This window comes from uncultured Williamsia sp., assembly GCF_947494875.1.
GTDB lineage: Bacteria > Actinomycetota > Actinomycetes > Mycobacteriales > Mycobacteriaceae > Williamsia_A.
In genome coordinates this window covers 238,145-259,623 of record NZ_CANLWM010000007.1, presented here as the reverse complement: position 1 = coordinate 259,623, position 21,479 = coordinate 238,145, and the positions used below count along the sequence as shown (strand labels likewise).

Here is a 21,479-nt window from a genome sequence, read left to right as displayed (position 1 = left end):
CCCCGGTGGGCGATGGGGCGGCCGCGGTCAGGCCTCGTGGCGCCCCGGCCCGTCGGCCGTCGTCGACGACGCGGCGCCGGTGCTGCCCGCGGGGGCGCTTCCGCCGCTCTGCTGCGTGGCGAGCAGATCGCGGATCTCGGTGAGGAGCTCCGCCTCGGTGAGCGCGGCGGCGTCGTCGCCCTTCTTGGCGCTCAGTGCCTTGATCTTCTCGAACGGCAGGACGATGACGAAGTACACGACCGCCGCGATGATGACGAAGTTGATGGCTGCGGTGATCAGCGTGCCGAAGTCGACGAAGGTGTTCGCCTTGCCGTCGCGGATGAGAAAGCCGAGCCCCTCGGCCTGGTTTGTGCTGCCGAGCGAGTTGATGAGCGGCTGGATGATGCTGTCGGTGAACGCCTTCACGATGGCGCTGAACGCGGCGCCGATGACGACCGCGACCGCCAGGTCGATGACGTTACCGCGCATCAGGAAGTCTTTGAAGCCCTTGAGCATGTGTTCCTCCTCGTGCGGTGGTCAGTGTGCGATCACCCTATCGACATCGGCCCGTCGAAGCCGGACGCACGCGCGGATCGGCGGTCCTGTTCGGCGATCGGCCCGCGCGAGGTGCTCGTCGAGGTTGCGGTGGACGGGATGCGGGAGCAGCTGACGATCCTCGTCAGCGGCGCGGCGTCGTTCTCCGGCTGTCCCGACGTCGACCACGCGCTTCGCGATGCACGATCGGCGACGGACTCGACACCACCGACTGATCGGCCGGTCTGGAACGACGGCGTTGTCGTCGACGGCCGCGACGCACGGCCCCTCGAATCGCGGATGTCGGGGTCCACTAGCCTGGCGCGCGCAGCTGGTCTGCGGCGTCACCGGGTGCAGGGAACTGCGCCCGCGATGTCGCATCGAGTGGGGATCACCGGCCGGGAGACCGGCAGTTCCCCGCGAGAGGGAACCCGGTGGGAATCCGGGACTGTCCCGCAGCGGTGAGTGGGAACGACCGTCGGCATCAGCACTGGGCCCCGTGCCCGGGAAGCGTCGACCAGTAGGTGCGCGTGAGCGCTTGCCCATGAGTCCGAAGACCTGCCAGCCGTGTCCGCCGCGCCGCGGTGGACGGTTCATCGCCTCGTGGACTGGGCGTGTGGCCGGACAGGTGGGTCGCCGCACGGCACCGTCAGTACTGGCGGGCCATGCCGTGGGGCGATCGTGTCGTCACCCCGACGGGGCGTCGACGCTTCTCCGGGTGCCGTCGGTATGGGCGATGACCATCTGCTCCACATCCGGAGGAAGCACAACCCATGTCCGACATCGATCGCACGACAACCGATTTCCGCGCCACCGTTCTCGGCGCACCACGCATCGGTCCGAACCGCGAACTCAAACGCGCCACCGAGGCGTACTGGGCGGGCCGCATCGACCGTGAGGCACTGCTCGTCCAGGCCGGCGATCTTCGCCGCAATGACCTGGCCCGCCTCCGCGACAGCGGCCTCGACTCTGTCCCGGTCAACACGTTCTCCTTCTACGACCAGGTTCTCGACACCAGCGTCCTGCTCGGCGCGCTCCCAGCGCGGTACGACGGGATCGCTGACGACCTCGACCGATACTTCGCCGCCGCGCGCGGCGTGCAGTCGGTGACGGCGATGGAGATGACGAAGTGGTTCGACACGAACTACCACTACCTCGTCCCGGAGATCGCGCCGGACACCACCTTCTCGCTCCACCCGGAGAAAGTCTTGGCCGAGTTCGTCGAGGCGACCGAACTCGGGGTGGCTGCACGTCCGGTGATCATCGGTCCGATCACCTTCCTGCTCCTCGGCAAGGCGGTGGACGGGGCGGACGCGCCGATCTCCCGCCTCGAGGACCTCATCCCGCTGTACGCAGATCTCCTCGGGCAGCTGAAGTCCGCCGGTGCGCGATGGGTGCAGATCGACGAACCGGCGCTCGCCACCGATCTCACGAACGACGCGGCAGGACTCGCCGCACGCGTCTACGGCGCGCTCGGGGGTCTGTCCGACCGGCCCGCGCTGCTGGTGGCCGGCTACTTCGGAGACCTCGGTGACGCCCTCGGCGCACTTGCCGCGACCGAGATCGACGGTGTCGCGGTGGATCTCGTGCGCGGGGATCTCGATCGTGTGGTCGCGACGACGGGTCTCGCGGACAAGGTCCTGGTCGCGGGCGTGGTGAACGGCCGCAACATCTGGCGCACCGACCTCGACCGGGCATCGGCGACGCTCGCGACGCTGCTCGGCAGTGCGCGAACCGTCGCGGTGTCCACCTCGTGCTCGCTGCTGCATGTGCCGTACACCGTGGCCGCAGAGGATCGTCTCGACCAGACGCTGCGCCCCTGGTTGGCGTTCGGGTCCGAGAAGGTCGCAGAGGTGGTGACCCTGTCACGCGCCTTGACCGAGGGGCGCGAGGCCGTGTCGGCGGAACTGGCCGCAGCGGCCGACGCGATCGCCGCCCGCAAGTCCGATCCGCGGGTCCATGACGAGCGGATCCGCAGCCGGGTTGCGCACACCGTGCGGAGTGGGATCGGCCGCGGCCCCGCGGCGGACCGGCGCCGCGAGCAGGACGAGCGTCTGGGCCTCCCGCTGCTGCCGACCACCACCATCGGTTCCTACCCGCAGACCTCGGAGATCCGACTGGCCCGCGCCGCGCTGCGGTCGGGCGAGATCGACGAGGCCGAGTACACCGGTCGCATGCGTGCCGAGGTCGAATCGGTGATCCGGCTGCAGGAGGAGCTCGGCCTGGATGTGCTGGTGCACGGAGAGCCCGAGCGCAACGACATGGTGCAGTACTTCGCCGAGCAGCTCGACGGGTTCGCCGCCACCGACCATGGCTGGGTGCAGTCCTATGGGAGCCGGTGTGTTCGGCCGCCGATCCTGTTCGGCGACGTGTCGCGCCCGCAGCCGATGACCGTCGAATGGGTCACCTACGCACAGGCTCTGACCCCGAAGCCGGTGAAGGGGATGCTCACCGGTCCGGTCACGATCCTCGCGTGGTCGTTCGTCCGCGACGACCAACCCCTCGCGGACACGGCGAACCAGATCGCCTTGGCGATCCGGGACGAGACGGTGGACCTGCAGGACGCCGGCATCGGCGTCATCCAGGTCGATGAACCCGCACTGCGCGAACTCCTCCCGCTGCGCCGATCCGATCAGAAGGCGTACCTGAGGTGGGCCGTCGACGCCTTCCGGCTCGCGACGTCGGGAGTCGCGGATGTGACCCAGATCCACACCCATCTCTGCTACTCGGAGTTCGGTGAGATCATCGCGGCGATCGCCGATCTCGACGCGGATGTGACCTCGATCGAGGCGGCGCGGTCGAAGATGGAGGTCCTCGACGACCTCAACGCCATCGGGTTCGGCAACAGCGTCGGCCCGGGTGTCTACGACATCCACTCGCCGCGCGTCCCGTCGCAGGACGAGATCGTCGCCTCGCTGCGCGCGGCGCTGGACGCCGTTCCCGCCGAGCGCCTCTGGGTCAATCCCGACTGCGGGTTGAAGACCCGTGGGCCCGACGAGGTCCGCGAGTCGCTGGCCCATGTCGTCGCGGCGACCGAGCAGGTGCGGGCGTCGCTCGTGTGACCCCACGGGGGTGCGGGTCGGCGCATGGTCAGCACGGCCATGAGCCGACCCGCACTGCCCCACTCGACCGCCGCGAGGGCAATCGCGGCGAGGCGGTCAGAGGGTGATCTCCTGCCGGGATCACTCCGCATTCCACGCGCGATGGGAGATCGCCGACCAGCGATCCCCCCCCCGGCCGTTCTCGACGTCCCGACAGCACCGCGCGCTAATGGAAGACGACGGTGACCGGCGCGGCGAGGGCGGTGCCGGCGACCGCGTGGGCGTCGCGTTCGGGCATGGCCAGCATCACGACCGGCGCGCGGGTGTCGCGGGTGCTCCGCTGGGCCGGGACCACCGCCACCACGGCGCCGCGCACCAGGACAGTGCCGTCGTGACGTGGGCTCGGTCGGCGCGGCTCGTCCGGTCCCGCCGTGTCGTCGGATTCGGTGAGGACGTCGACGACGTCGCCGGTACGCAGCAGGTCGACGACAGCGTCGTCGGCCAGGCGGACGGGGACGAGGCGTGCGCCGTCGTCGTCGGCAAGCAGCGCCGGCAGTCGCGGCGACAGGAGTCGCCAGTCGGTCAGGATCTCCCCGTCGTGCACGGGGCCGGTGACCGTGCGGCTCAACCCGTCTCGGGTCATGCGCAGGGCGCCGGGTGGGACGACGGCTGGGTCGACCTCGACGGCGCGCAGATCCTCCGCGACGAGTTCGGTACCCGGCGAGAGATCTCGCGCCGCGACCATCACTGTCGTCAGGCGCGTGCCCCGATGCGCGATGAGCGCGGACGTGAGGGCGACCCCGACGAGGACGACCGCCGCGATCCGCCGGACGGCCAACGATCGGGCCCATCCGGGCCGCAGTGTGCCGCGGATCCGGTCGACGATCGTCGGGTCGAGACGGAGATCGCGGGAAGGAGGTCGCGGCATGCGCGGACGGTATGTCGTCCGGCTCAGGTCAAAACCGGTCCGCGCGGCGTCACACCGTCAGCCTGGGGATGCGGGCCGACCTGGGGAGGAGTCGGTCAGGAGGCCTTGGCGGACGAACTGCCCGACGACGAGGAGCTCGAGGAGCTGCTGCTCGAGGACGAACTGTCCTTGCCGGACGAGGACGACGAGCTGCTGCTCGACGAACCGTCCTTCGACGACGAGGTGTCCTTCGACGAGGAGGAGTCGGAGCTCGACGACGAGTCCGACCCGGAGTCGCTGCCGACCGTCGAACCCGAGCGGCTGTCGGTGCGGTAGAAGCCGCTGCCCTTGAAGACGATGCCGACGGAGTTGAACAGCTTGCGCAGACGACCGCCGCAGCGCGGGCACTCCGTCAGGGAGTCGTCGCTGAAGGACTGCACGATGTCGAACTTGTTGTCGCACTCCGTGCACGCATACGAGTAGGTCGGCACCGACTCACCTCCGGGAGGGAAGAACCTGGGCCCCGAGCGGGACCGCAGAACAGTCTAGCGCGCGATTGGCACTCGACCGACGCGAGTGCCAACCGCGGTGTCACGCGCCGGTCTGCTCCGCAGGCTCGGGCGGCCACGCGTGCTTCCGCAGCTTGTCGGTGTGGAAGTAGGCGACGATCGTGGCCACGGCGCACAGGCCGGCCGCGCCGAACAGGACGTATCCGCCGCCGATGATCGAGGCGACCACCCCGCCGACGACCGCGCCGAGGATGAAACCCGCGTACAGCAGCGCGTAGACGAGCCAGTCGTAGAAGGTGCCCCCACCGGTGACGTGCCGTTCGACCCCCTGCCCGAGTTTCACGAGCGTCCCGGTGACGTAGCTCAGCGGGATGGACACCTCGCCCTTCTTCACGAACGCCGTGTTCAGGGTGCCGACCGTGAACGCGACGATGATGATCGGGATCTAGGTGACGTCGTTGGTCCCGAACCCGTTGAGGACCAGGTCGGTCATCCCCGCTGCGAAGAGTCCGAGCGTGGTGAGCACGGTGATGCCGTGCGGGTTGTTCTTCCACAGCTTGCGGCGCAGGTACATCGCCACAGCGACGCCCAGGACGAACGCGAGGATGAGGAAAGCCGCGTTGAGGGCGACGGGCCCGATCACACCCCGCTCCCGGGTGGTGTCGAAGCCCTGCAGGACCGCCCGCTCGGTGTTGCCGGTCATGAAGGTGACGAAGTATCCGTCGGAATCCAGGAACGCTGCCGCGCCGATCATCCCCGCCACCGCTGCGAGGAGCCACGACAACTGTGCTTCACGTCCGATGGCATCTTCCCGCGTGACGCGGATGGTGGTCATGTGCGCGAACGCTATCCGCAGTTCACCCGTCGATACCTCACGCGTGGGACGTCTCACAATCACGACGGACCCGGGTGGTGAACACTCAGGCAGACAGGCGGCGAAAGCCCGCCCCGGGCGTCAGTGCCCAGTCCATCGCGACGTCGAGGTCGTCACCGGGGACCAGGGGGAGGATCTCGTCGTCGTGGACGACGGCGACGAGCGCACCCCGGGCACCCACGAGCGACCGGTCGTAGAAGCCCGCGCCCCGTCCGAGCCGCACCCCTCGGGTGTCGACGGCGAGAGCGGGGACGAACACGAGGTCGGCGTCGGTGACGGCGGTCGGTCCGAGGCGTTCGCCGGTGGGTTCGAGAAGGCCGAACCTGCCGGGCGCCAACGCCTCGGGCCCGTCGGCGACCGCCCACTCCAGCGGCGAGGGGGCGCCGGGGAGGGTGACCGGCAGCAGGACCCGGGCGCCGGTCTCGGCGAGTGCGGCGAGCAGCGGGCCGGTCGGCGGCTCGGTCCCGATCGACACGTAGGCGCACACGGTGCTGTCGGGGCCGATTGGTAAGGGTGACTCGCCCAGGTGGCCGGCCAACGCCGTGCCGACCTGCGCGCGGTCGTGGTCGGACATCGCGTCGCGACGGCGGATCAGGTCGGCACGCAGCGCCTTCTTCGCGGCAGCGGGATCGCTCATCGGACCATCCCCACGCGGGCCAGCCAGTCGGCCAGGATCGCGGTGAGTCTCTCGGGCGCATCGAGCTGGATCAGGTGGCCCGCGTCGGGGACGACGTGGAGCTCGCCCCCCGGGATCGTCTCGGCGAGGGTGTGCGCGCGATCGACCGGGATCCACGTGTCGTCGGCACCCCACACGACGAGGACCGGGAGGTCCAGGCTCGGGTACAGCGGCTCGATCTCGTCGGTGTACCGCTCGCCGGCCTGGGCGATCTGGCGGTAGAAGGCGGCCTTGCCGGTCGCACCGAGCCACGGTCGGACAAGAATGTCGTGGTCCTCGGCGCGCAGCGGACGATGGGCCGCGACGGCGACGTACGCACGGACCAGCGCTTCGTGCAATGGGTCCGGGAGGGCGGCGAACACCTCGGCGTTCTCCGCGACGAGTCGGAAGAACGGCGACCCCCATGGCCGGAGCGCGACGACGTCGACGAGGGCCAGGGCGCGATATGGCATCCGCCCCAACAGATGTGCCCGGAGACTGACGGCGCCGCCGTAGTCGTGTGCGACGACGACGGGATCGTCGAGACCCCAGTGTCGGATCAGGTCGGCGAGAGCCTCACCCTGCGTCGCCAGGGACACGTCCTGACCGTCGGCCTGGGTCGATCGCCCGTACCCCGGCATGTCCCAGAGGTACACCGTGTGTCGCGAGGAGAGGGCGGTCGCGATCGGCCGCCACAGCTCCGACGACCACGGCGTCCCGTGGCAGAAGACGACGGCGGGCCCGGTGCCGAATCGGTCCCACCGGATGACCTGCCCGTCACGCCAGGCGAACTCGCGCATCTGCACGCACGCACCGTACCCACGCGTCCGAGGCGTCGGGGGTCACGTCGATGCGGCGCGGACGCGAACCCGCATCGTGTGTGCCGCCTCGGCGACGGTCGTCCCATCGGCGTCGACGATCGCGACGCGGTGGAGGACGTCCGACGACCCGTCGCGTTCGGTGTCCCGGCGGATCTTCTCGGTCTCCTCGGGGGACAGAGTGACGCCGAGGTGGAGTCGTCCGCGGCCGGGGGCGTGGAACTCGATGTGCGCCGACTTGGTCCAGACCTCGAATCGTCGACCGAGTTGAGCGGCGAGCATCATCCCGTAGAGGATGTCGGTCGCACTGAAGAGCGCGCCGCCGAACGCCGCGCCATGGAGGTTCGCCGTCCAGGGGTGGACACGCAGGGTCACCGTGCCCGACGTCCAGTCGTCGGCGATGCGCGAGACCCGCACACCCGCGCCCAGCAGCGGCGGGTAGAGGCTCACCAGTACACGGAAGCGCGCGGGTCGGTACAGCCACCGGTGGAACGGGGTCTTGCGCGGTCCCAGGGCGGCCGACGTCGTGGTCATCCGACCATCCTGCCATTCGCCGATGGCACTGTTGGGCGCGGAACAGCGCGGCCGGGCAAAATCGCGTCGTCACCTGCCTGATCGGCTACGCGCTCCCCGGGGATCGGTCGCCGGCGCCCTGGGTGCGCCGACGGTCGGCGGAGGCGCTGATCTGGGACGGCCGTCCCAGAAGGTATCCCTGGACCATCTCGACGCCGCAGGCGGTGACAGTGTCGAGTTCGGCCCGGGTCTCCACGCCCTCGAAGACGCAGCGAGCGCCGGTCACGCGGGCGAACTCGACCATCGAGCGCGCGATCGCCTGGCGCGCGGGGTCGGTGTCGACGCCGCGGGTGATCGCGGAATCGACCTTGATCATGTCGGGTGAGACGGCGAGCAGCTGGCGGAAGCCGGCGTAGCCCGCACCCACGTCGTCCATCGCGATGAGGATCCCCGCAGCTCGGAGTACGCACAAAGCCGTCTGTACCTCGTCGTCGACAGAGACGAGGGCGGTCTCGGAGATCTCCACTACGACGGTGCGTGTGGACGCCGCGGCAACGAGCATCTCGCGGCACCGATGCGACGACAGCGTCGCGGGTGAGGCGTTCACGCTGACGAACACCGACGCCGGGAGGCGCTGCGCGGCGTCCAGTGCCCGGTGGATGGCCGACGTCTCCAGGGCCACCGACAGGCCCAGCTCTCCGGCGGCGCGAAACCACGCCTGCGGAGACGCGTGATGGCCGGGGAAGCGGGACAGGGCCTCGTATCCGAGGACGGCATGGTCGCCCGCCCGGACGATCGGCTGGAAGACGATCATCGGGCCGGCCCCGTCCACCACGGCGCGGACATCGTCGAACGTGATCTCGGGCCCGGAATCCCGGTGCGCTCGCGTGTCCGGATCTCGCCGACGCGCTTCTGCGGCGGCGATGGACCGCTGCACGGTCCACGTCGCGGTCGTCGTGGGCGACCCCTCCTGATTGTGGGCGGTCACGACGCAGCCCCAGCGCGCGTTCCGCTCGCCCGTGACACCGGCGAGCTCGTCGAGCGCCGAGAGCATCGCCTCGACGGTCGACGAGGCCGCGTCCCATCCGTCGACCCAGATCCCGACGAGGAACTCCGTCGCGGACGTCCGCGCCGTGAACCCGCCGTACGGGGTGATGTCCCTCAAAGCCCCGGCGGTGGCGAACACCTGCGCGGGGACTCCCCGTGCGCCCTTTCCGCCAGACAGCAGTGCGTCACCGTGGATCTGGACCGAGGCCGTGACGAAGATCGGGGAGTCGACGTCGCCGGTGTCGGCTGCGGCGGCTGCCACCTCGAACCCGACGCGATTGAAGAGCCCGGTCACGGGATCGCGCTGCACGCTGGTCACCAATGTGAGGAGCCGACGCTGGTACAGCCAGTATCCGACGGGCATCGCCAGCGCGGTCACGACGATCAGTGTGCGACAGGCGATGTTGGCGATCGGCGCGCCTTCGACGGCGGTCCCGACCACGAACACGCCCAGGACGCCGAGTCCGACAGCGGAGTTCGCCAGGAAGCAGCCCGGTCCGAGGAGGAACAGCGCGCCGAACGCGATGGGGCCGTACAGGACCACTCCCGGCATCGCCCCGAACATCGGGTACAGGAGGAGCAGTACCGCTGTCGTCGCGCAGTTCGCATACGCGACGAACAGCAGGTCCGCCCGGCGCCGGTGGCGTTGGCGAAACCACAACCACGCTGCCGGGATCGCGGACAGGGCCACCACCGCCACCGTCCACCCGGCGGGTGAGAACGGTCCGCCTCGCGCGGACGGCCATGCCGTCAGGCCTGCGAGTCCCGTACCGATCGTCAGCATCGCCGCGTAGCGCCTGATGGACGACGCCTGGCGGCCGTCGAGGAAGTGGAAGAGTCCCTCGTCTCGGGCGGGCGAGGTGGTGGGCCGATGGTGGAGCATGAACCGACCCACCCCTCTCGACGGTGGCGACGCCGACGGTCGCAATCGAACCGGATCTTACCGTCGGCGAGTCCGTGAACTGCACTTCCGCCGATTTCTCATGTGGTCTTGGCATGACAAATGTTGGGATCCGGAGTCCGTTGTCGCCACGCAACAAAGTGCTGTTTTGGCACGATGATGTGCCGATACTGCGAAGCCACCTCTAGGGTGTCCTCCATGGCGCACGAGCACGGTCATCACGGTCACGCCCGCACCTTCGACGGCCTCGACGACGAGACCGCCGCGTTCGCGCGGCACTGGGACGACCTGCTCGACTGGGTGGTCGAGCAGGCCGGAGCCCCGTCGTTCGTCGTCGACCTGGGTGCCGGGAACGGCGTCGCGTCCCTCGGACTCGCGCGTCGGTTGCCGACCGCGCAGATCACGGCGATCGACGCACAGGACACGTGGTTCTCTGTGCTCGCCGAGCGAGCCGAGCGCGCCGGGGTGGCGGCGCTGGTGCACACCGTCGTCGCCGACATCGACCACGAGGTGCCGATGTCGTCGGCGGATGTGGTGTTCGCCTCGAATTGCCTGCACCACGTCGCCGACGCCGGCGCGGTGCTCCGACGACTCGGCGACGCCTCCGACGGCGACGCGATGCTCTGCGTGGTGGAGGTCGCGCTGCCGTTGCTGGTGCTCGCCGACGACGATCCCGCCGCTGCCGCCGAACGGCGGGCGGCCGACGCGCTCGGGATGCGTCTGCGCGAGTCGATGCCGTTGCACGGCGGGCCGTGGGCGCAGGTGATCGGCGACAACGGGTGGCAGGTCGTCGAGGAACGCGAGTTCGTGACGACGGCCGATCCGGCGTCCGATGCCGCCGCCGCACGCCACGCCCTGAGGCACCTCGACCGGCTCGCGGCCGCGTCGACCGATCGGGTGACACGCGTCGACTCGGAGTCACTCCTCGATGCGGTGGACCGTGCCCGGCGAGCCACGCGTGCGGTGTCCTGGGACCTTCGCGGCTCACGGACCGCGGTGCTCGCACGGCCCGCACGCACAGCGGACACCCGATAGGTTCACAGGCGACGGTCGGGGATCGCACCTAGGGTCTCCGACGAACCGCGCACGCTGAGGTGAGAGGTAGGTCATGGGACCCAAGGGCGTCGAATACGAGAGCGTTCCGAACACGCCGCCGATCCCGCGCACGGCCATCGTCCCCGCTGCTGGGTTGGGTACCCGTTTCCTCCCCGCGACGAAGACCGTGCCCAAGGAACTGCTGCCGGTGGTCGACACGCCGGGCATCGAGCTCGTCGCGGAGGAGGCGAAATCGGCTGGGGCGGAACGGCTCCTGATCGTCACCTCGCCGGGCAAGGACGGTGTCGTCGCGCACTTCGTCGAGGACCTCGTCCTGGAGTCGACGCTGGAGAAGCGCGGCAAGGCGTCGATGCTGGCGAAGGTGCGCAAGGCGCCGTCGCTGATGGAGGTCGCCGCCGTCGTCCAGGACAAGCCGCTGGGGCTGGGCCACGCGGTGGGGTGCGTGGAACCCGAGTTGCGCGACGACGAGGACGCCATCGCCGTGTTGCTCCCCGACGACCTGGTGCTGCCCGGGGGTGTGTTGGAGGTCATGGCACGCACCCGCGCCCGCCGCGGCGGCACGGTGCTCTGCGCGATCGAGGTGCCGCACGACAAGATCAGCGCCTACGGCGTGTTCGAGGTGGAGGAGCTCGAGGACGCGAACAACCCGAACGTGATGAAGTTGACCGGCATGGTCGAGAAGCCGGCGAAGGAGGACGCGCCGTCGAACCTCGCGGCCGCGGGGCGCTACATCCTCGACCGTGCGATCTTCGACGCCCTGCGGCGCATCGAGCCCGGCGCGGGTGGCGAGCTGCAGCTGACCGACGCGATCGCCCTGCTGATCTCCGAGGGTCACCCGGTGCACGTGGTGGTCCACCACGGCACCCGCCACGATCTGGGCAACCCGGGTGGATACCTCAAGGCTGCCGTCGATTTCGCGCTCGACCGTGACGACATCGGTCCCGAACTGCGCGAGTACCTCGTGGAACGGCTCGCCCAGGACTCCTGATCGCACCGTTTGCGGACCGGCACGGCTAACGTCAGTCCCCGACGACGGGTCCCGGCGTGTCCGGGGCGAGGGGAGCAGGCGGGAGGCGAGATGCGCTCGGTCGAGGACCAGTTGACACGGGTGACCGCCGCGGCGGTCGCACCCCGCCCGGTCCGGGTGGCCATCAGCGAGGCGCAGGGTCTGCTCTGCGCCGAGGAGGTCGTCACCGAGAACCCGCTGCCCGGGTTCGACCAGGCCGCCATCGACGGATACGCCGTCCGCAGTGTGGATGTCGCGGACGCAGGCATCGCGTCCGACGACTCCGACACCCCGGGGGAGCACGTCGTGGTCGTACTGCCGGTGGTCGGCGAGGTGTCGGCCGGTTCCCGGACGCCCACACGGTTGCAACCCCGCCAGGCGGTCCGCGTCGAGACGGGGGCGCCGCTGCCGACCCTGGCCGACGCGGTGCTGCCGTTGCGATGGACCGACGGCGGGCTCTCGAAGGTGAAGATCGGCCACGCCGTCGAGTCCGGCGACTATGTCCGGCATGTCGGCGACGACGTACAGCCCGGTGACGTCGCGGTCCGGGCGGGCACCATCATCGGTGCCGCGCAGGTCGGGTTGCTCGCGGCGGTCGGGCGCACGCGCGTGCTCGTCCACCCACGTCCGCGGCTGTCGGTGATCTCCGTCGGCGGTGAACTCGTCGACATCGACCGGACCCCCGGCCCGGGGCAGGTCTTCGACGTCAACAGCTACTCGTTGGCCGCGGCCGCCCGCGACGCCGGCGCCGACGTGAACCGGGTCGGGATCGCCAGCCGCGAGGCGTCGCAGCTGCGCGACGTCGTCGAGGGTCAGTTGATCCGCTCGGAGATCGTCGTCATCTGTGCGCCGCTCGGCGGCACCGCGTCGGAGAACATCCGGGACGCGCTGGCATCTCTCGGCGACATCGAGATCGACCGCATCGCCATGCATCCCGGCTCGGTCCAGGGCTTCGGTCAGCTCGGCCGCGACGAGGTGCCCACCTTCCTGCTGCCCTCGAATCCCGTCAGCGCGCTGGTCGCGTTCGAGGTGATGGTGCGGCCGCTCGTGCGTATCGCGCTGGGCAAGCGCAAGCCGATGCGACGGGTGATCCGTGCCCGCACCGTCGGCCCGATCGCCTCGGTCCGGGGCCGTCGCGGATACCTGCGCGGTCAGCTGATGCGCGACGAGCAGACCGGCGAGTACCTCGTCCAGGTCATCGGGTCGTCGGAGAGCGGGTCGTCGCACCTGCTCGCCGGTCTCGCCGAGGCCAACTGCCTGGTGGTCGTCGAGTCCGACGTCGACGAGGTGCACACCGGCGACGAGGTCGACGTCCTGTTCCTCGCGCAACGCGGCTGACCGCGTCGCGCGGCGTAATAGAGTTCGGTGGTGTTCCGGCGTTCGGTGAACAGGCGCGGTGGTCCGCATCCCGGGTGGCCCACGCAGCTCGGGCCCCTGGTCACCCCCGGCGGTGCGGTGAGTCTGCGCGGTGTCCGGATGCGTGATGCCCGTGCGTGGAGCGCGCTGCGCATCAAGAACCAGGCAACCCTGATCCCGTGGGAGCCGACCGGTGAGGGCGACTGGAACGACCGTCACCACGTCACCGCCTGGCCCGCGCTGTTCTCGGTGCTCCGCCGGGAGGCCAAGGCGGGGACCATGATCCCGCTCGCGATCGAGCTCGACGGTGAGTTCGTCGGGCAACTGACCATCGGGAACATCCAGCGTGGCGCGCTCCGGAACGCCTGGGTGGGTTACTGGATCGACGCCGACCGCACCAACAACGGTGTGGTGACCGCCGCTGTCGCGCTCGCCGTCGACCACTGCTTCGGTCCGGTCGGTCTGCACCGCGTCGAGGCGACGGTGCAGCCGGCGAACGAGGCGTCGAAGGCGGTGCTCACCAAGGTCGGGTTCCGGCGCGAGGGGCTCCTGGAGCGCTACATGGACGTCGACCGCGGGTGGCGTGACCACCTGCTGTTCGCGCTCACCGTCGAGGAGATCGTGGGCAGCGCCGCCGAGGCGATCGTGCGCAGTGGTCGGGCCGCCTACCCCGCGGGAAACTCTCGCTCCTGACCCCGGCGCGTCTGCGCTGGTGGAGCCGCCCGCAGCACTAGCCTTCACGGCAGTCGGATGTGACTGGTGTGGTCACAGGGATGACGCCGAGAGGAGGCCACCCGCATGCCCAACTCCGTGCTGTGGATCTGTCTGGTGGCGATCTGGCTGTTCGTCCTGGTCCCCATGCTCATCAAGGGCCGTCCCGAGCTGCGCAAACCCACCCAGGCGACGCTGGCCACCCGCGTCATCGACCGCGGCGGGAAGGCCATGTCGCGCGCGACGCGCCGCATCGCCGCCGGCCGCCATCCCCACGACGCCGGCTGGGTCGCGCCCGAGCGGGAGTACCGCAAGGCCGGGGACCTCATCAACGAGGCCGACGACCACGTCGACGCGCGCCGCGAGCGTGTCTCCGCGCGGACCGCGACGGCCGTCGCCGACCTCGACGAGACGACCGACTCCGACAACGCACCCGCCGACGGTGAGTCCGACGGCCCCGTCGTCGATCTCGACGCCATCCACCTCGGGAAGCCGCGGGTGGAGAACGTCACGCGGACCGAAGAGACCGACGACGCCGACGCCCTGATCGACGCGGACAGCGAACTCGAGACGGACGAGGACCTGGCGGACGACGCGGATCTCGACTCGGGCGACGACCTGTCGGACGACGATCTCTCGGACGAGGTCGAGGACTTCGACGACGTCTCGGACGATATCGACGACGCCCACGACGAGCCCGCTCGTCGTGGACGCGGCGGGTACGACCCTGCCGCCGACACCCGCCGCAGCGAGAAGCGTTACCGTGCGCGGCAGCGCACCGTCCTGCTGCTCGCCGTGCTGTCGCTGGCGGGCCTGGGCGTCGGCATCGCGCTGGGCGGTCTCGCCTGGGCGGCAACCGGTGTCACCGTCGGCCTGCTGGTCCTCTACATGGCGTTCCTGCGTCGCGCGGTGCGCATCGAGGAGCAGATCCGCCGACGTCGGGCTGCCCGTGCCACGCGCGCTCCGCGGCGTCACCGCGACTTCGACGACGTCGGCGATCCGTTCGCCGACGAGATCCCCTTCCACCTCCGCCGACCGGGCGCGGTGGTTCTCGAGATCGACGACGAGCACCCCGTGTTCGACCACCTGCCCCCGTTCCAACACCGGCGCATGATGCGCGAGGAGCCGGACTACCGCAGGGCCGTCGGCCAGTAGGCGGCGTCGGTGGTCGTCTGGGAGGACGTCGTCGCGCACGCAGGCCGACTGCCCGAGGTCACCGTCGGCGACCACCACGGGATGGACTGCCTGCGTTTCCGGACCTCGATCCTCGCGACGCACCCCGACCCCGCGACGCTGCGGATCATGGTGGCGCCGGACCAGATCGACGAGGCCGTCGCCGAATTCGCCTGGTGTACTCCGGTGCTCTGGGGTCAGAAGGTCTCAGCGGTCGCGGTCGCCCTCGCTGACGCCGACCCGGGTGTGGTGCGCGACATGCTGACCGACGCCTGGCGCCGTCGCGCGCCGAAGCGCCTGCAGGCCGGCTACGACGGAGGCGACCTCAGCGACCGATGAGGTCGGCGACGATCTTGCCCGACAGCATCACCAGCGGCAGTCCGCCGCCGGGATGCGACGATCCGCCGACGAGGTACACCCCGGGGACGGGAGAAGCGTTCTGCGGGCGGAGGAATGCCGCCCGGGCGCCGTTCGACGACGAGCCGTAGATCGAGCCGCCCGGCGTCAGCGTGCGGCGTTCGAGCTCGGCGGGGGACAGGATCCCGCGCCAGCGGATGCGGTCGCGCACGTCGACCCCGCGTTCGGCCATGAGGTCGAGGATGTGATCGGCATAGGTGTCGGCGAGTCCCGGTGTGTCCCAGTCGACCCCGTGGCCCGGCTCGTGCCGTGGCGCGTTCACCAGCACGAACCACGCGCCCGTGCGGGGCCCGGGCACGATCGCCGGGTCGTCCGGTGCGGAGATGTAGACGGTGGGCCGTTCCACGGGCCGGGGCCCGCCACCTCGACCGAACAGCGCGTCGAACTCGGCGTCGTAGTCCTCGGCGAACAGCACCTGATGGTGGGGCTGGTCGGCCGGGGGGTCGTCGACGGCGAGCAGCAGCACGAAACCCGAGAACGACGGCGTGGGCGCGAGAACTCGCCGCGCCATCCGCTTCGTGGTGGGGGTGCGCAGGAGGTGGCCGTACACCGAGCGCGCATCGGCGTTCGCGACGACGACGTCGGCGGGGACATGCGACCCGTCGACCAGTGCCACGCCGCTCGCCCTGCCGTTCTCGGTGGTGATGGTGCCGACCGACGTGCCGAACTCGATGCGCCCGCCGAGCGACAGCAGTCGGTCCTGCAGCGCTGTGGCGATCTGCCCCAGTCCGCCGCGGATGTACCAGGACCCATAGGCCTGCTCGGCCCAGGGGACGGTGGCCAGAGCCGCCGGGGCCCGGCGGGGATCGGACCCGGTGTAGGTCGCATAGCGGTCCAGCAGCATCAGCAACCGGGGGTCCGAGAGGTACTTCCGCCCGATGCCACGCAGGGTCCGCAGCGGCGCGATCGCCGGCAGGTCCCGCAGCGGGGGGTGGTTGTGGCGCAGCGACTCGACGGTCAACGGGTTCTCGAGGAACGTCGCGCGCGACGCCTCCCACATGCGTTCGGCCCGGCCCAGGAAGGACGACCACTGCTCGCCGCGCCCCGGGCCGAGGGCGGCGTCGAGTGCGTCGGGGATGTCCGCGAGATGACCGGGCATGTCCAGGATCGCCCCGTCGGGAAAGCGGTACTGCGCTGCGACGGGGAGGCGCTGCAGGTCGAGCACCTCGCGCAGGGGCGCGCCGGTCGCCGCGAACAGGTCCTCGAGGATGTCGGGGATGGTGACCAGCGACGGGCCGGTGTCGAAGACGAACCCGTCGTGACGGATGACGCCGAGTTTGCCGCCCGGCTCGTCGGCGTGTTCGAGGACCGTGACCTCGTGGCCGACCGCGGCAAGGCGCACGGCCGCGGAGAGTCCCCCGACCCCGGCCCCGACGACGACGACGCGCGTCACGCTCTGTTCCCCATCCGCTCCATCGTGCCACCGGCGCGGGTCCGACAGCCGATGCAGCACGCGTGATGCACAGGTAGTTTGTCCGTATGGCACTCGACGCGGGCCGCTCGGAGCGGATCACGCGCGACCAGGCCGAGGCGCTTCTCGATCACCTCGTCACCGTCGCGACGCGGCTGGAGCGTCAGATCTCCGCTCTCGAGACGGCGGCGGCGGAACCGGGTTGCCGGACCGCACCGCGACTCCCCGCCGACGCCCGCGAGCGACGCACGGAGTTGTCGGAGGCGCGGTCGCACATCGACACCCTGACGGCGTTGACCAGGCCGGACGATGGGGGAGCGATGCGGCCGACGGGTCGCTGACACCGTCCGGATCCCCGGACCGACGGCCCCCGGGTCGGGGGAGACAGGGGGCCGTCGGCATCTCCGAGGAGATACTCCACGCGGTGCGCGGAGCGGATCGGATGGGGATTGGGGGGGACACCCCATACGGTCCGTTGCTGACTGTACCCAGGTTCACGATCGTGAACTGGTTTGTGACCAGTCCGTGTTGTCGATTTTCGGCAGCCGGGTCAGCGGGACGTACGACCCTCGACCTCGCCGACGAGCTCGACGAGTCTGCGATCCGACCGGAGCACCGCGTCGGAGATCGGGTTGACGATGCCACGCAGCGCGGAGACGGGGATCCATCGGCGCGGCACCTGGATCCGCGCGCGCCGGTCCTCGATGCCGTCGGCGACGGCACTCCCGACCCGCGCAGGGGCGATCGGGCGGCGCAACGGCGCGGGGAAGGCCCGGGCGACGAGGGCTGTCGCGAGCGGGTCCTTCCCGAAGGCGACGTCGGCGATGGGCGTCTGCACCCACCCGGGGTAGAGGACTCCGGCGGTGGCGCCATGCCGTCGCACCTCGACCCGCAGTGCCCGCCCGATCTGCTCCACGGCGGCCTTGGTGGCCGCATAGGGGGCGTTGACCATCCCGTTGACGTAGGCGTACGTCGACGACGTGATCAGGACATGCCCCTGCGCGTCGAGCACGGCGGGCAGCGAGGCGCGGACGGTGTTCCAGACGCCCTGCAGGTTCACCGCGATGACCTTCTCGAAGACGCCGTCGGCGACGCTCGCGACGGTCTCCGAGGTGTCCCCGCTGGAGATGCCGGCGTTGGCGAACGCCACGTCGAGTCGTCCCCAGGTCTCGATGGCCGCGGCGACCGCGGCGTCGAGATCCTCACGGCGGGTCACGTCCGCGGCCAGGGCGAGCACGCGATCCGGCGACAGTCCCCGTGCCGCGTCCTGCACGGCGGCGAGATCGAGGTCGACCAGGACCAGACGCGCGCCCCGCCCGTGCAGTTCTCGTGCGACCGCCCGCCCGATTCCCCCGGCCGCGCCGGTCACCAGGACGACGGCGTCGGCGAGCTGGAGTGGGGGAACGGCCGGCAGCGTCGATCGGCTCATGGTCACCTCTATGTCGGAGCGGTGCCGTAGATCCTGCCTCAGTGCTCGGCGGGAGGGCGCTACCGGCCGGGCAGTGTCCCGTAGCTGTTGGCGTAGACCTTCCCCGGCCTCGGATGGGTGAACTTCAGGCCCGACCAGGTGTCGTCGATGCGCAGGCAGGTGCTCTCCACCATGCCGCGGTCGTATCCGATCGCGATGACCGAGCGGATCGTGAGGTCCGTCCCCAGTCGACCACCCTTCGGCCAGGAGACCCAGAGCATCCCGGCCGGGCCGACGGCGTCGCGGAGTGTCGCGAACTCCGACCGCAGCTGCTGCTGCGTCCGGACGAAGAGGTGCACGTGGTCCAGGCCGGGGGTCGGGGTGTCGACGAGGTCGAGCGTGGGCAGCATCATCGCGGCCACGGCGGATGCGGGTGCACCGCGGAGGAGCGCGCGTGAGCCCGTCCGGATGCCCATCTTCTGCGCGACGGTGCGCGGCTGCTGTGTGGTCATGCGCCGACGGTAGAAGCCAACGCGGACAGGATTGGTCCTCGTCCTGTCGTGTGAGCGCCTCGTCGAACCTGGTGGTCGACCGAGATGCGGGATGAATCGCCGGATGGAGTGGAGCTAGGGAGAATCGAACTCCCGACCTTCTCGATGCGAACGAGACGCGCTACCAACTGCGCTATAGCCCCTGGTGAAGCTCTGCCAGGCTAGCAAAGGCGTCGGGCTGGGCCGAAATCGGGAGGTCGTCATCGGACGAGCCCGGTAACCCGGGCAAACCCCGCGCACTCGATTACGCTGCCGACCCATGAGGCGAGCCGTCACCGTGGTCGTGGGGCTGCTCGTCGCCGTGGGCGCGATGTTCATCCCGCTGCTCTCGGGTGCCGGCGACGACTCGGGCTCGCCGACGACGGAGACCGCGCGGATCACCGACTACGCCGCCGACTTCCGTGTCGCGGCAGACGGCCGTCTGCGCGCCACGGAGACCCTCGACGTCGACTTCCCGGTCAGCAAGCACGGGATCTTCCGCTTCTTCGACGTCGTCGACCCGTCCGACCGGCACGCCCGGCTGGTCCCCGAGGACATCACGGTGACCCGGGACGGGCAGCCCGACGGCCTCGACGTGACCAGCCAGTCGAACGGGCGCTACCGCGTCGCCAAGATCGGCGACGCCGACACCACCATCAGCGGAGCGCACCGCTACGTCGTCGAGTACACGATCCCGGGCGTGCTCGGTCGCGCCGAGAACGGCGCCACGGGCTCGCAGTTCTACTGGAACGTCATCCCCGGCGGATGGCAGATGCCGATCGCGCGTAGTCAGATCCGCGTCGAGCTCCCCGCGGCCCCGCAGGACATCCGCTGCGCGGTCGGGACCGCGTCGACCACCGGGTGCACCGCGACAGCGGCCGGATCCGCACTGACGATCGCGACGGGCGAACTGGAACCGCACACGCCGGTCACCCTCCAGACACGCATCGACGTCCCCACGCCCGATCGCGTCACACTGCCGTGGACCGTTGCCTTCGACTCGGTGCTCGGACGATCGGTGCCGTGGGCGGTCGTCGTCGGGGTCATCGCGCTGCTCGCGGCCGGGGTCGCCGCGTACATCGTGCGGAGCACCCACGAACCGGCGCCCGCGTTCCCGCTGATGTACGCGCCGCCGGCGGGTCTCGGTCCGGCGCAGGGCGCGTTCGTCATGACCGAGCGCACCTCCGACGACCTGTTCGCCGCGACCATCCTCGAGATGGGGGAGCGGGGGGCGGCGACGATCGCGAAAGAGGGCGACAGCTGGTCGATCCGGGGCAGCGACCGGCCACCTACGCCGCTGGACACCGTCACCCATGACGTCGCGGCATCGTTGGGGGTCCGGCCCGGTGCGACCTTCACCGCCGACCCGTCCGACGTCGATGCAGGCAAGCAGCTCAAGGACGTCCGGTCCCACTTCGACAGCAGCCTCAGCTCGTGGGCGACGTCGTCGGGGCTGTTGCAGGCCGCACGGCTTGCCTCGGTTGCCCGGCTCGCACTGATCCTCGCCGCCGTCGTCGCGGGTGTGGTCTACATCTGGAATCCCTTGGACATGTCGCTGCTGGGGCTGCCGTTCGCCGTGTTCGCAGTGATCTGCCTCCCCGTGTTGCAGCCCGGCGCGGTCACGTTCCGCACCAAGAAGGGTCGCGACGTGTGGTCGCAGGTGGGCGGGTTCCGACGTGTGCTCGGCACGCGGTCGTCGGAGGCGCGCTTCGACTTCAGCGGCCGCAAAGAGCTGTACACGCAGTACATCCCGTGGGCGGTGGCGTTCGGCGTCGCCGACGTGTGGGCCGAGAAGTACCGCGTCGCCGTCGGTGAGGACCCGCCCGCCCCGGGCTGGTTCTCGGGCGGTCCGGGTTTCTACGCCGGCTACGGCGCAGGCACGTTCGCGGGGTTCACGTCGGACTTCTCGTCGTCGGTGTCGTCGGCGATCTCGTCGTACGAGGCGACGCAGAAGTCGTCGTCGAGTTCTAGCGGCGGGTTCTCCGGCGGTGGCTTCTCCGGCGGCGGGGGCGGGGGCGGTGGCGGTGGGGGTTCATGGTGACAACCGGTGACAGAGGAGTTCTGCAATGGTGATCGCGCTGATCGTGATCGTCGTCGTCGTGGTGATCCTGGTGATCGGCGGCGTCGTCGGCTTCAACAAGCTGCGCAAGGCCGACATCGGGGCGCAGGAGGCGCTCGGCGGCATCGACGTCCAGCTGACCCGACGGGCCGACCTCATCCCGAACCTCGTGAACACCGTCAAGGGCTATGCGGCACATGAGAAGGGCGTGCTGGAGGCGGTCACGGAGGCGCGGTCGCGGGTGGCGGCTGCCGCCCAGGGTGGTGCGGTGCCGGAGAAGGCCGCCGCCGATGCGCAGCTGCAGAAGGCGCTCGTCGACGTGATGGCGGTCGCCGAGGCCTACCCGGACCTCAAGGCGGACAGCAGCTTCCTCGATCTGCAGCGTCAGCTCACCGACACGGAGAACCAGATTTCCTTCGCCCGGCAGTATTACAACGATGCGGTGAGCACACTGAACACCCTCGTCTCGACCATCCCGTGGATGTTCTTCTCCGGCATCGCCAAGGTGAGCCGTCGGGAGTTCTACAAGGCCCCCGAGGGCCAGCAGGCACCGCCGACCGTCAGCTTCTGAAGG

The 21,479-nt window shown here is 70.3% G+C and carries 20 protein-coding genes, 1 tRNA gene, 1 pseudogene and 1 riboswitch; of the genes and pseudogenes, 10 read left to right on the top strand and 12 right to left on the bottom strand.

Annotated features, from left to right (window positions below):
- Positions 1 to 27: 27 nt before the first annotated feature.
- On the bottom strand, positions 28 to 495 hold the full coding sequence (gene mscL / locus Q1A98_RS17390; protein ID WP_299575797.1) for a large-conductance mechanosensitive channel protein MscL: 468 nt from the start codon (positions 493 to 495) through the stop codon (positions 28 to 30).
- Positions 496 to 935: 440 nt separating this feature from the next.
- A riboswitch (cobalamin riboswitch) is annotated at positions 936 to 1,073 on the top strand.
- Between the two features lie 213 nt (positions 1,074 to 1,286).
- Between mscL and metE the strand changes: the two genes are divergently transcribed.
- On the top strand, positions 1,287 to 3,575 hold the full coding sequence (gene metE, locus Q1A98_RS17385) for a 5-methyltetrahydropteroyltriglutamate--homocysteine S-methyltransferase (RefSeq protein WP_299575795.1): 2,289 nt from the start codon (positions 1,287 to 1,289) through the stop codon (positions 3,573 to 3,575).
- Positions 3,576 to 3,780: 205 nt separating this feature from the next.
- On the opposite strand, the gene Q1A98_RS17380 is transcribed toward metE, so the two are convergent.
- The 7 genes and pseudogenes from Q1A98_RS17380 to Q1A98_RS17350 all read right to left on the bottom strand — a co-directional run bounded on the left by Q1A98_RS17380 (position 3,781) and on the right by Q1A98_RS17350 (position 9,760).
- A complete protein-coding gene (locus tag Q1A98_RS17380; protein WP_299575793.1) occupies positions 3,781 to 4,482 on the bottom strand; it encodes an SAF domain-containing protein in 702 nt (233 codons plus the stop codon).
- A 95-nt stretch (positions 4,483 to 4,577) separates the two neighbouring features.
- On the bottom strand, positions 4,578 to 4,952 hold the full coding sequence (locus tag Q1A98_RS17375; protein ID WP_299575791.1) for an FmdB family zinc ribbon protein: 375 nt from the start codon (positions 4,950 to 4,952) through the stop codon (positions 4,578 to 4,580).
- A gap of 100 nt (positions 4,953 to 5,052) precedes the next feature.
- Positions 5,053 to 5,805: pseudogene (locus Q1A98_RS17370) on the bottom strand (YoaK family protein).
- Positions 5,806 to 5,890: 85 nt separating this feature from the next.
- The gene (locus Q1A98_RS17365; RefSeq protein ID WP_299575789.1) at positions 5,891 to 6,481 is read right to left on the bottom strand and encodes a 5-formyltetrahydrofolate cyclo-ligase; all 591 of its coding nucleotides are present in this window, start codon (positions 6,479 to 6,481) and stop codon (positions 5,891 to 5,893) included.
- Complete coding sequence (locus tag Q1A98_RS17360) at positions 6,478 to 7,299, bottom strand: alpha/beta hydrolase (protein WP_299575984.1); 822 nt, start codon at positions 7,297 to 7,299, stop codon at positions 6,478 to 6,480. The genes Q1A98_RS17365 and Q1A98_RS17360 overlap by 4 nt, the downstream gene beginning before the upstream one ends.
- 42 nt (positions 7,300 to 7,341) lie before the next feature.
- A complete protein-coding gene (locus Q1A98_RS17355; protein WP_299575787.1) occupies positions 7,342 to 7,851 on the bottom strand; it encodes a DUF4442 domain-containing protein in 510 nt (169 codons plus the stop codon).
- Between the two features lie 85 nt (positions 7,852 to 7,936).
- The gene (locus Q1A98_RS17350) at positions 7,937 to 9,760 is read right to left on the bottom strand and encodes an EAL domain-containing protein (RefSeq protein ID WP_299575785.1); all 1,824 of its coding nucleotides are present in this window, start codon (positions 9,758 to 9,760) and stop codon (positions 7,937 to 7,939) included.
- Positions 9,761 to 9,976: 216 nt separating this feature from the next.
- Between Q1A98_RS17350 and Q1A98_RS17345 the strand changes: the two genes are divergently transcribed.
- The 6 genes from Q1A98_RS17345 to Q1A98_RS17320 all read left to right on the top strand — a co-directional run bounded on the left by Q1A98_RS17345 (position 9,977) and on the right by Q1A98_RS17320 (position 15,419).
- A complete protein-coding gene (locus Q1A98_RS17345; RefSeq protein ID WP_299575783.1) occupies positions 9,977 to 10,813 on the top strand; it encodes a trans-aconitate 2-methyltransferase in 837 nt (278 codons plus the stop codon).
- 73 nt (positions 10,814 to 10,886) lie between these two features.
- Positions 10,887 to 11,822, top strand: coding sequence for a UTP--glucose-1-phosphate uridylyltransferase (locus tag Q1A98_RS17340; protein WP_299575781.1), 936 nt, complete (start codon positions 10,887 to 10,889; stop codon positions 11,820 to 11,822).
- A gap of 90 nt (positions 11,823 to 11,912) precedes the next feature.
- A complete protein-coding gene (gene glp, locus Q1A98_RS17335; RefSeq protein ID WP_299575779.1) occupies positions 11,913 to 13,178 on the top strand; it encodes a gephyrin-like molybdotransferase Glp in 1,266 nt (421 codons plus the stop codon).
- A gap of 45 nt (positions 13,179 to 13,223) precedes the next feature.
- Positions 13,224 to 13,889, top strand: coding sequence for a GNAT family protein (locus tag Q1A98_RS17330; protein ID WP_299575983.1), 666 nt, complete (start codon positions 13,224 to 13,226; stop codon positions 13,887 to 13,889).
- Positions 13,890 to 13,994: 105 nt separating this feature from the next.
- Positions 13,995 to 15,062, top strand: coding sequence for a gephyrin-like molybdotransferase receptor GlpR (gene glpR / locus Q1A98_RS17325; protein ID WP_299575777.1), 1,068 nt, complete (start codon positions 13,995 to 13,997; stop codon positions 15,060 to 15,062).
- Between the two features lie 9 nt (positions 15,063 to 15,071).
- The gene (locus Q1A98_RS17320; RefSeq protein ID WP_299575775.1) at positions 15,072 to 15,419 is read left to right on the top strand and encodes a hypothetical protein; all 348 of its coding nucleotides are present in this window, start codon (positions 15,072 to 15,074) and stop codon (positions 15,417 to 15,419) included.
- On the opposite strand, the gene crtI is transcribed toward Q1A98_RS17320, so the two are convergent.
- On the bottom strand, positions 15,406 to 16,890 hold the full coding sequence (crtI, locus tag Q1A98_RS17315; protein ID WP_299575773.1) for an NAD(P)/FAD-dependent oxidoreductase: 1,485 nt from the start codon (positions 16,888 to 16,890) through the stop codon (positions 15,406 to 15,408). The two genes, Q1A98_RS17320 and crtI, sit on opposite strands and share 14 nt — an antisense overlap.
- A gap of 86 nt (positions 16,891 to 16,976) precedes the next feature.
- On the opposite strand from crtI, the gene Q1A98_RS17310 reads away from it, so the two are divergent.
- The gene (locus Q1A98_RS17310) at positions 16,977 to 17,249 is read left to right on the top strand and encodes a hypothetical protein (RefSeq protein WP_299575771.1); all 273 of its coding nucleotides are present in this window, start codon (positions 16,977 to 16,979) and stop codon (positions 17,247 to 17,249) included.
- A gap of 209 nt (positions 17,250 to 17,458) precedes the next feature.
- Here the strand turns inward: Q1A98_RS17310 and Q1A98_RS17305 are convergent, their stop codons facing one another.
- The 3 genes from Q1A98_RS17305 to Q1A98_RS17295 all read right to left on the bottom strand — a co-directional run bounded on the left by Q1A98_RS17305 (position 17,459) and on the right by Q1A98_RS17295 (position 19,010).
- Positions 17,459 to 18,337 carry an SDR family NAD(P)-dependent oxidoreductase gene (locus Q1A98_RS17305; RefSeq protein WP_299575769.1) on the bottom strand — a complete coding sequence of 293 codons (879 nt, stop codon included), beginning with the start codon at positions 18,335 to 18,337 and terminating at the stop codon, positions 17,459 to 17,461.
- A 59-nt stretch (positions 18,338 to 18,396) separates the two neighbouring features.
- Positions 18,397 to 18,828, bottom strand: a complete 432-nt coding sequence (locus Q1A98_RS17300) for a hypothetical protein (RefSeq protein ID WP_299575767.1) — start codon at positions 18,826 to 18,828, stop codon at positions 18,397 to 18,399.
- Between the two features lie 109 nt (positions 18,829 to 18,937).
- Positions 18,938 to 19,010, bottom strand: a tRNA-Ala gene (locus Q1A98_RS17295).
- A 116-nt stretch (positions 19,011 to 19,126) separates the two neighbouring features.
- Between Q1A98_RS17295 and Q1A98_RS17290 the strand changes: the two genes are divergently transcribed.
- Complete coding sequence (locus tag Q1A98_RS17290; RefSeq protein ID WP_299575765.1) at positions 19,127 to 20,887, top strand: DUF2207 domain-containing protein; 1,761 nt, start codon at positions 19,127 to 19,129, stop codon at positions 20,885 to 20,887.
- A gap of 25 nt (positions 20,888 to 20,912) precedes the next feature.
- Positions 20,913 to 21,476, top strand: a complete 564-nt coding sequence (locus Q1A98_RS17285) for a LemA family protein (protein ID WP_299575763.1) — start codon at positions 20,913 to 20,915, stop codon at positions 21,474 to 21,476.
- The last annotated feature ends 3 nt before the right edge of the window (positions 21,477 to 21,479 follow it).

Bases quoted from the DNA above. Each gene is read 5' to 3' on its own strand.
- mscL (WP_299575797.1), bottom strand. From the start codon at position 495: ATGCTCAAGGGCTTCAAAGACTTCCTGATGCGCGGTAACGTCATCGAC.
- metE (WP_299575795.1), top strand. From the start codon at position 1,287: ATGTCCGACATCGATCGCACGACAACCGATTTCCGCGCCACCGTTCTC.
- Q1A98_RS17380 (WP_299575793.1), bottom strand. From the start codon at position 4,482: ATGCCGCGACCTCCTTCCCGCGATCTCCGTCTCGACCCGACGATCGTC.
- Q1A98_RS17365 (WP_299575789.1), bottom strand. From the start codon at position 6,481: ATGAGCGATCCCGCTGCCGCGAAGAAGGCGCTGCGTGCCGACCTGATC.
- Q1A98_RS17360 (WP_299575984.1), bottom strand. From the start codon at position 7,299: ATGCGCGAGTTCGCCTGGCGTGACGGGCAGGTCATCCGGTGGGACCGA.
- Q1A98_RS17355 (WP_299575787.1), bottom strand. From the start codon at position 7,851: ATGACCACGACGTCGGCCGCCCTGGGACCGCGCAAGACCCCGTTCCAC.
- Q1A98_RS17350 (WP_299575785.1), bottom strand. From the start codon at position 9,760: ATGCTCCACCATCGGCCCACCACCTCGCCCGCCCGAGACGAGGGACTC.
- Q1A98_RS17345 (WP_299575783.1), top strand. From the start codon at position 9,977: ATGGCGCACGAGCACGGTCATCACGGTCACGCCCGCACCTTCGACGGC.
- Q1A98_RS17340 (WP_299575781.1), top strand. From the start codon at position 10,887: ATGGGACCCAAGGGCGTCGAATACGAGAGCGTTCCGAACACGCCGCCG.
- glp (WP_299575779.1), top strand. From the start codon at position 11,913: ATGCGCTCGGTCGAGGACCAGTTGACACGGGTGACCGCCGCGGCGGTC.
- glpR (WP_299575777.1), top strand. From the start codon at position 13,995: ATGCCCAACTCCGTGCTGTGGATCTGTCTGGTGGCGATCTGGCTGTTC.
- Q1A98_RS17310 (WP_299575771.1), top strand. From the start codon at position 16,977: ATGGCACTCGACGCGGGCCGCTCGGAGCGGATCACGCGCGACCAGGCC.
- Q1A98_RS17305 (WP_299575769.1), bottom strand. From the start codon at position 18,337: ATGAGCCGATCGACGCTGCCGGCCGTTCCCCCACTCCAGCTCGCCGAC.
- Q1A98_RS17300 (WP_299575767.1), bottom strand. From the start codon at position 18,828: ATGACCACACAGCAGCCGCGCACCGTCGCGCAGAAGATGGGCATCCGG.
- Q1A98_RS17290 (WP_299575765.1), top strand. From the start codon at position 19,127: ATGAGGCGAGCCGTCACCGTGGTCGTGGGGCTGCTCGTCGCCGTGGGC.
- Q1A98_RS17285 (WP_299575763.1), top strand. From the start codon at position 20,913: ATGGTGATCGCGCTGATCGTGATCGTCGTCGTCGTGGTGATCCTGGTG.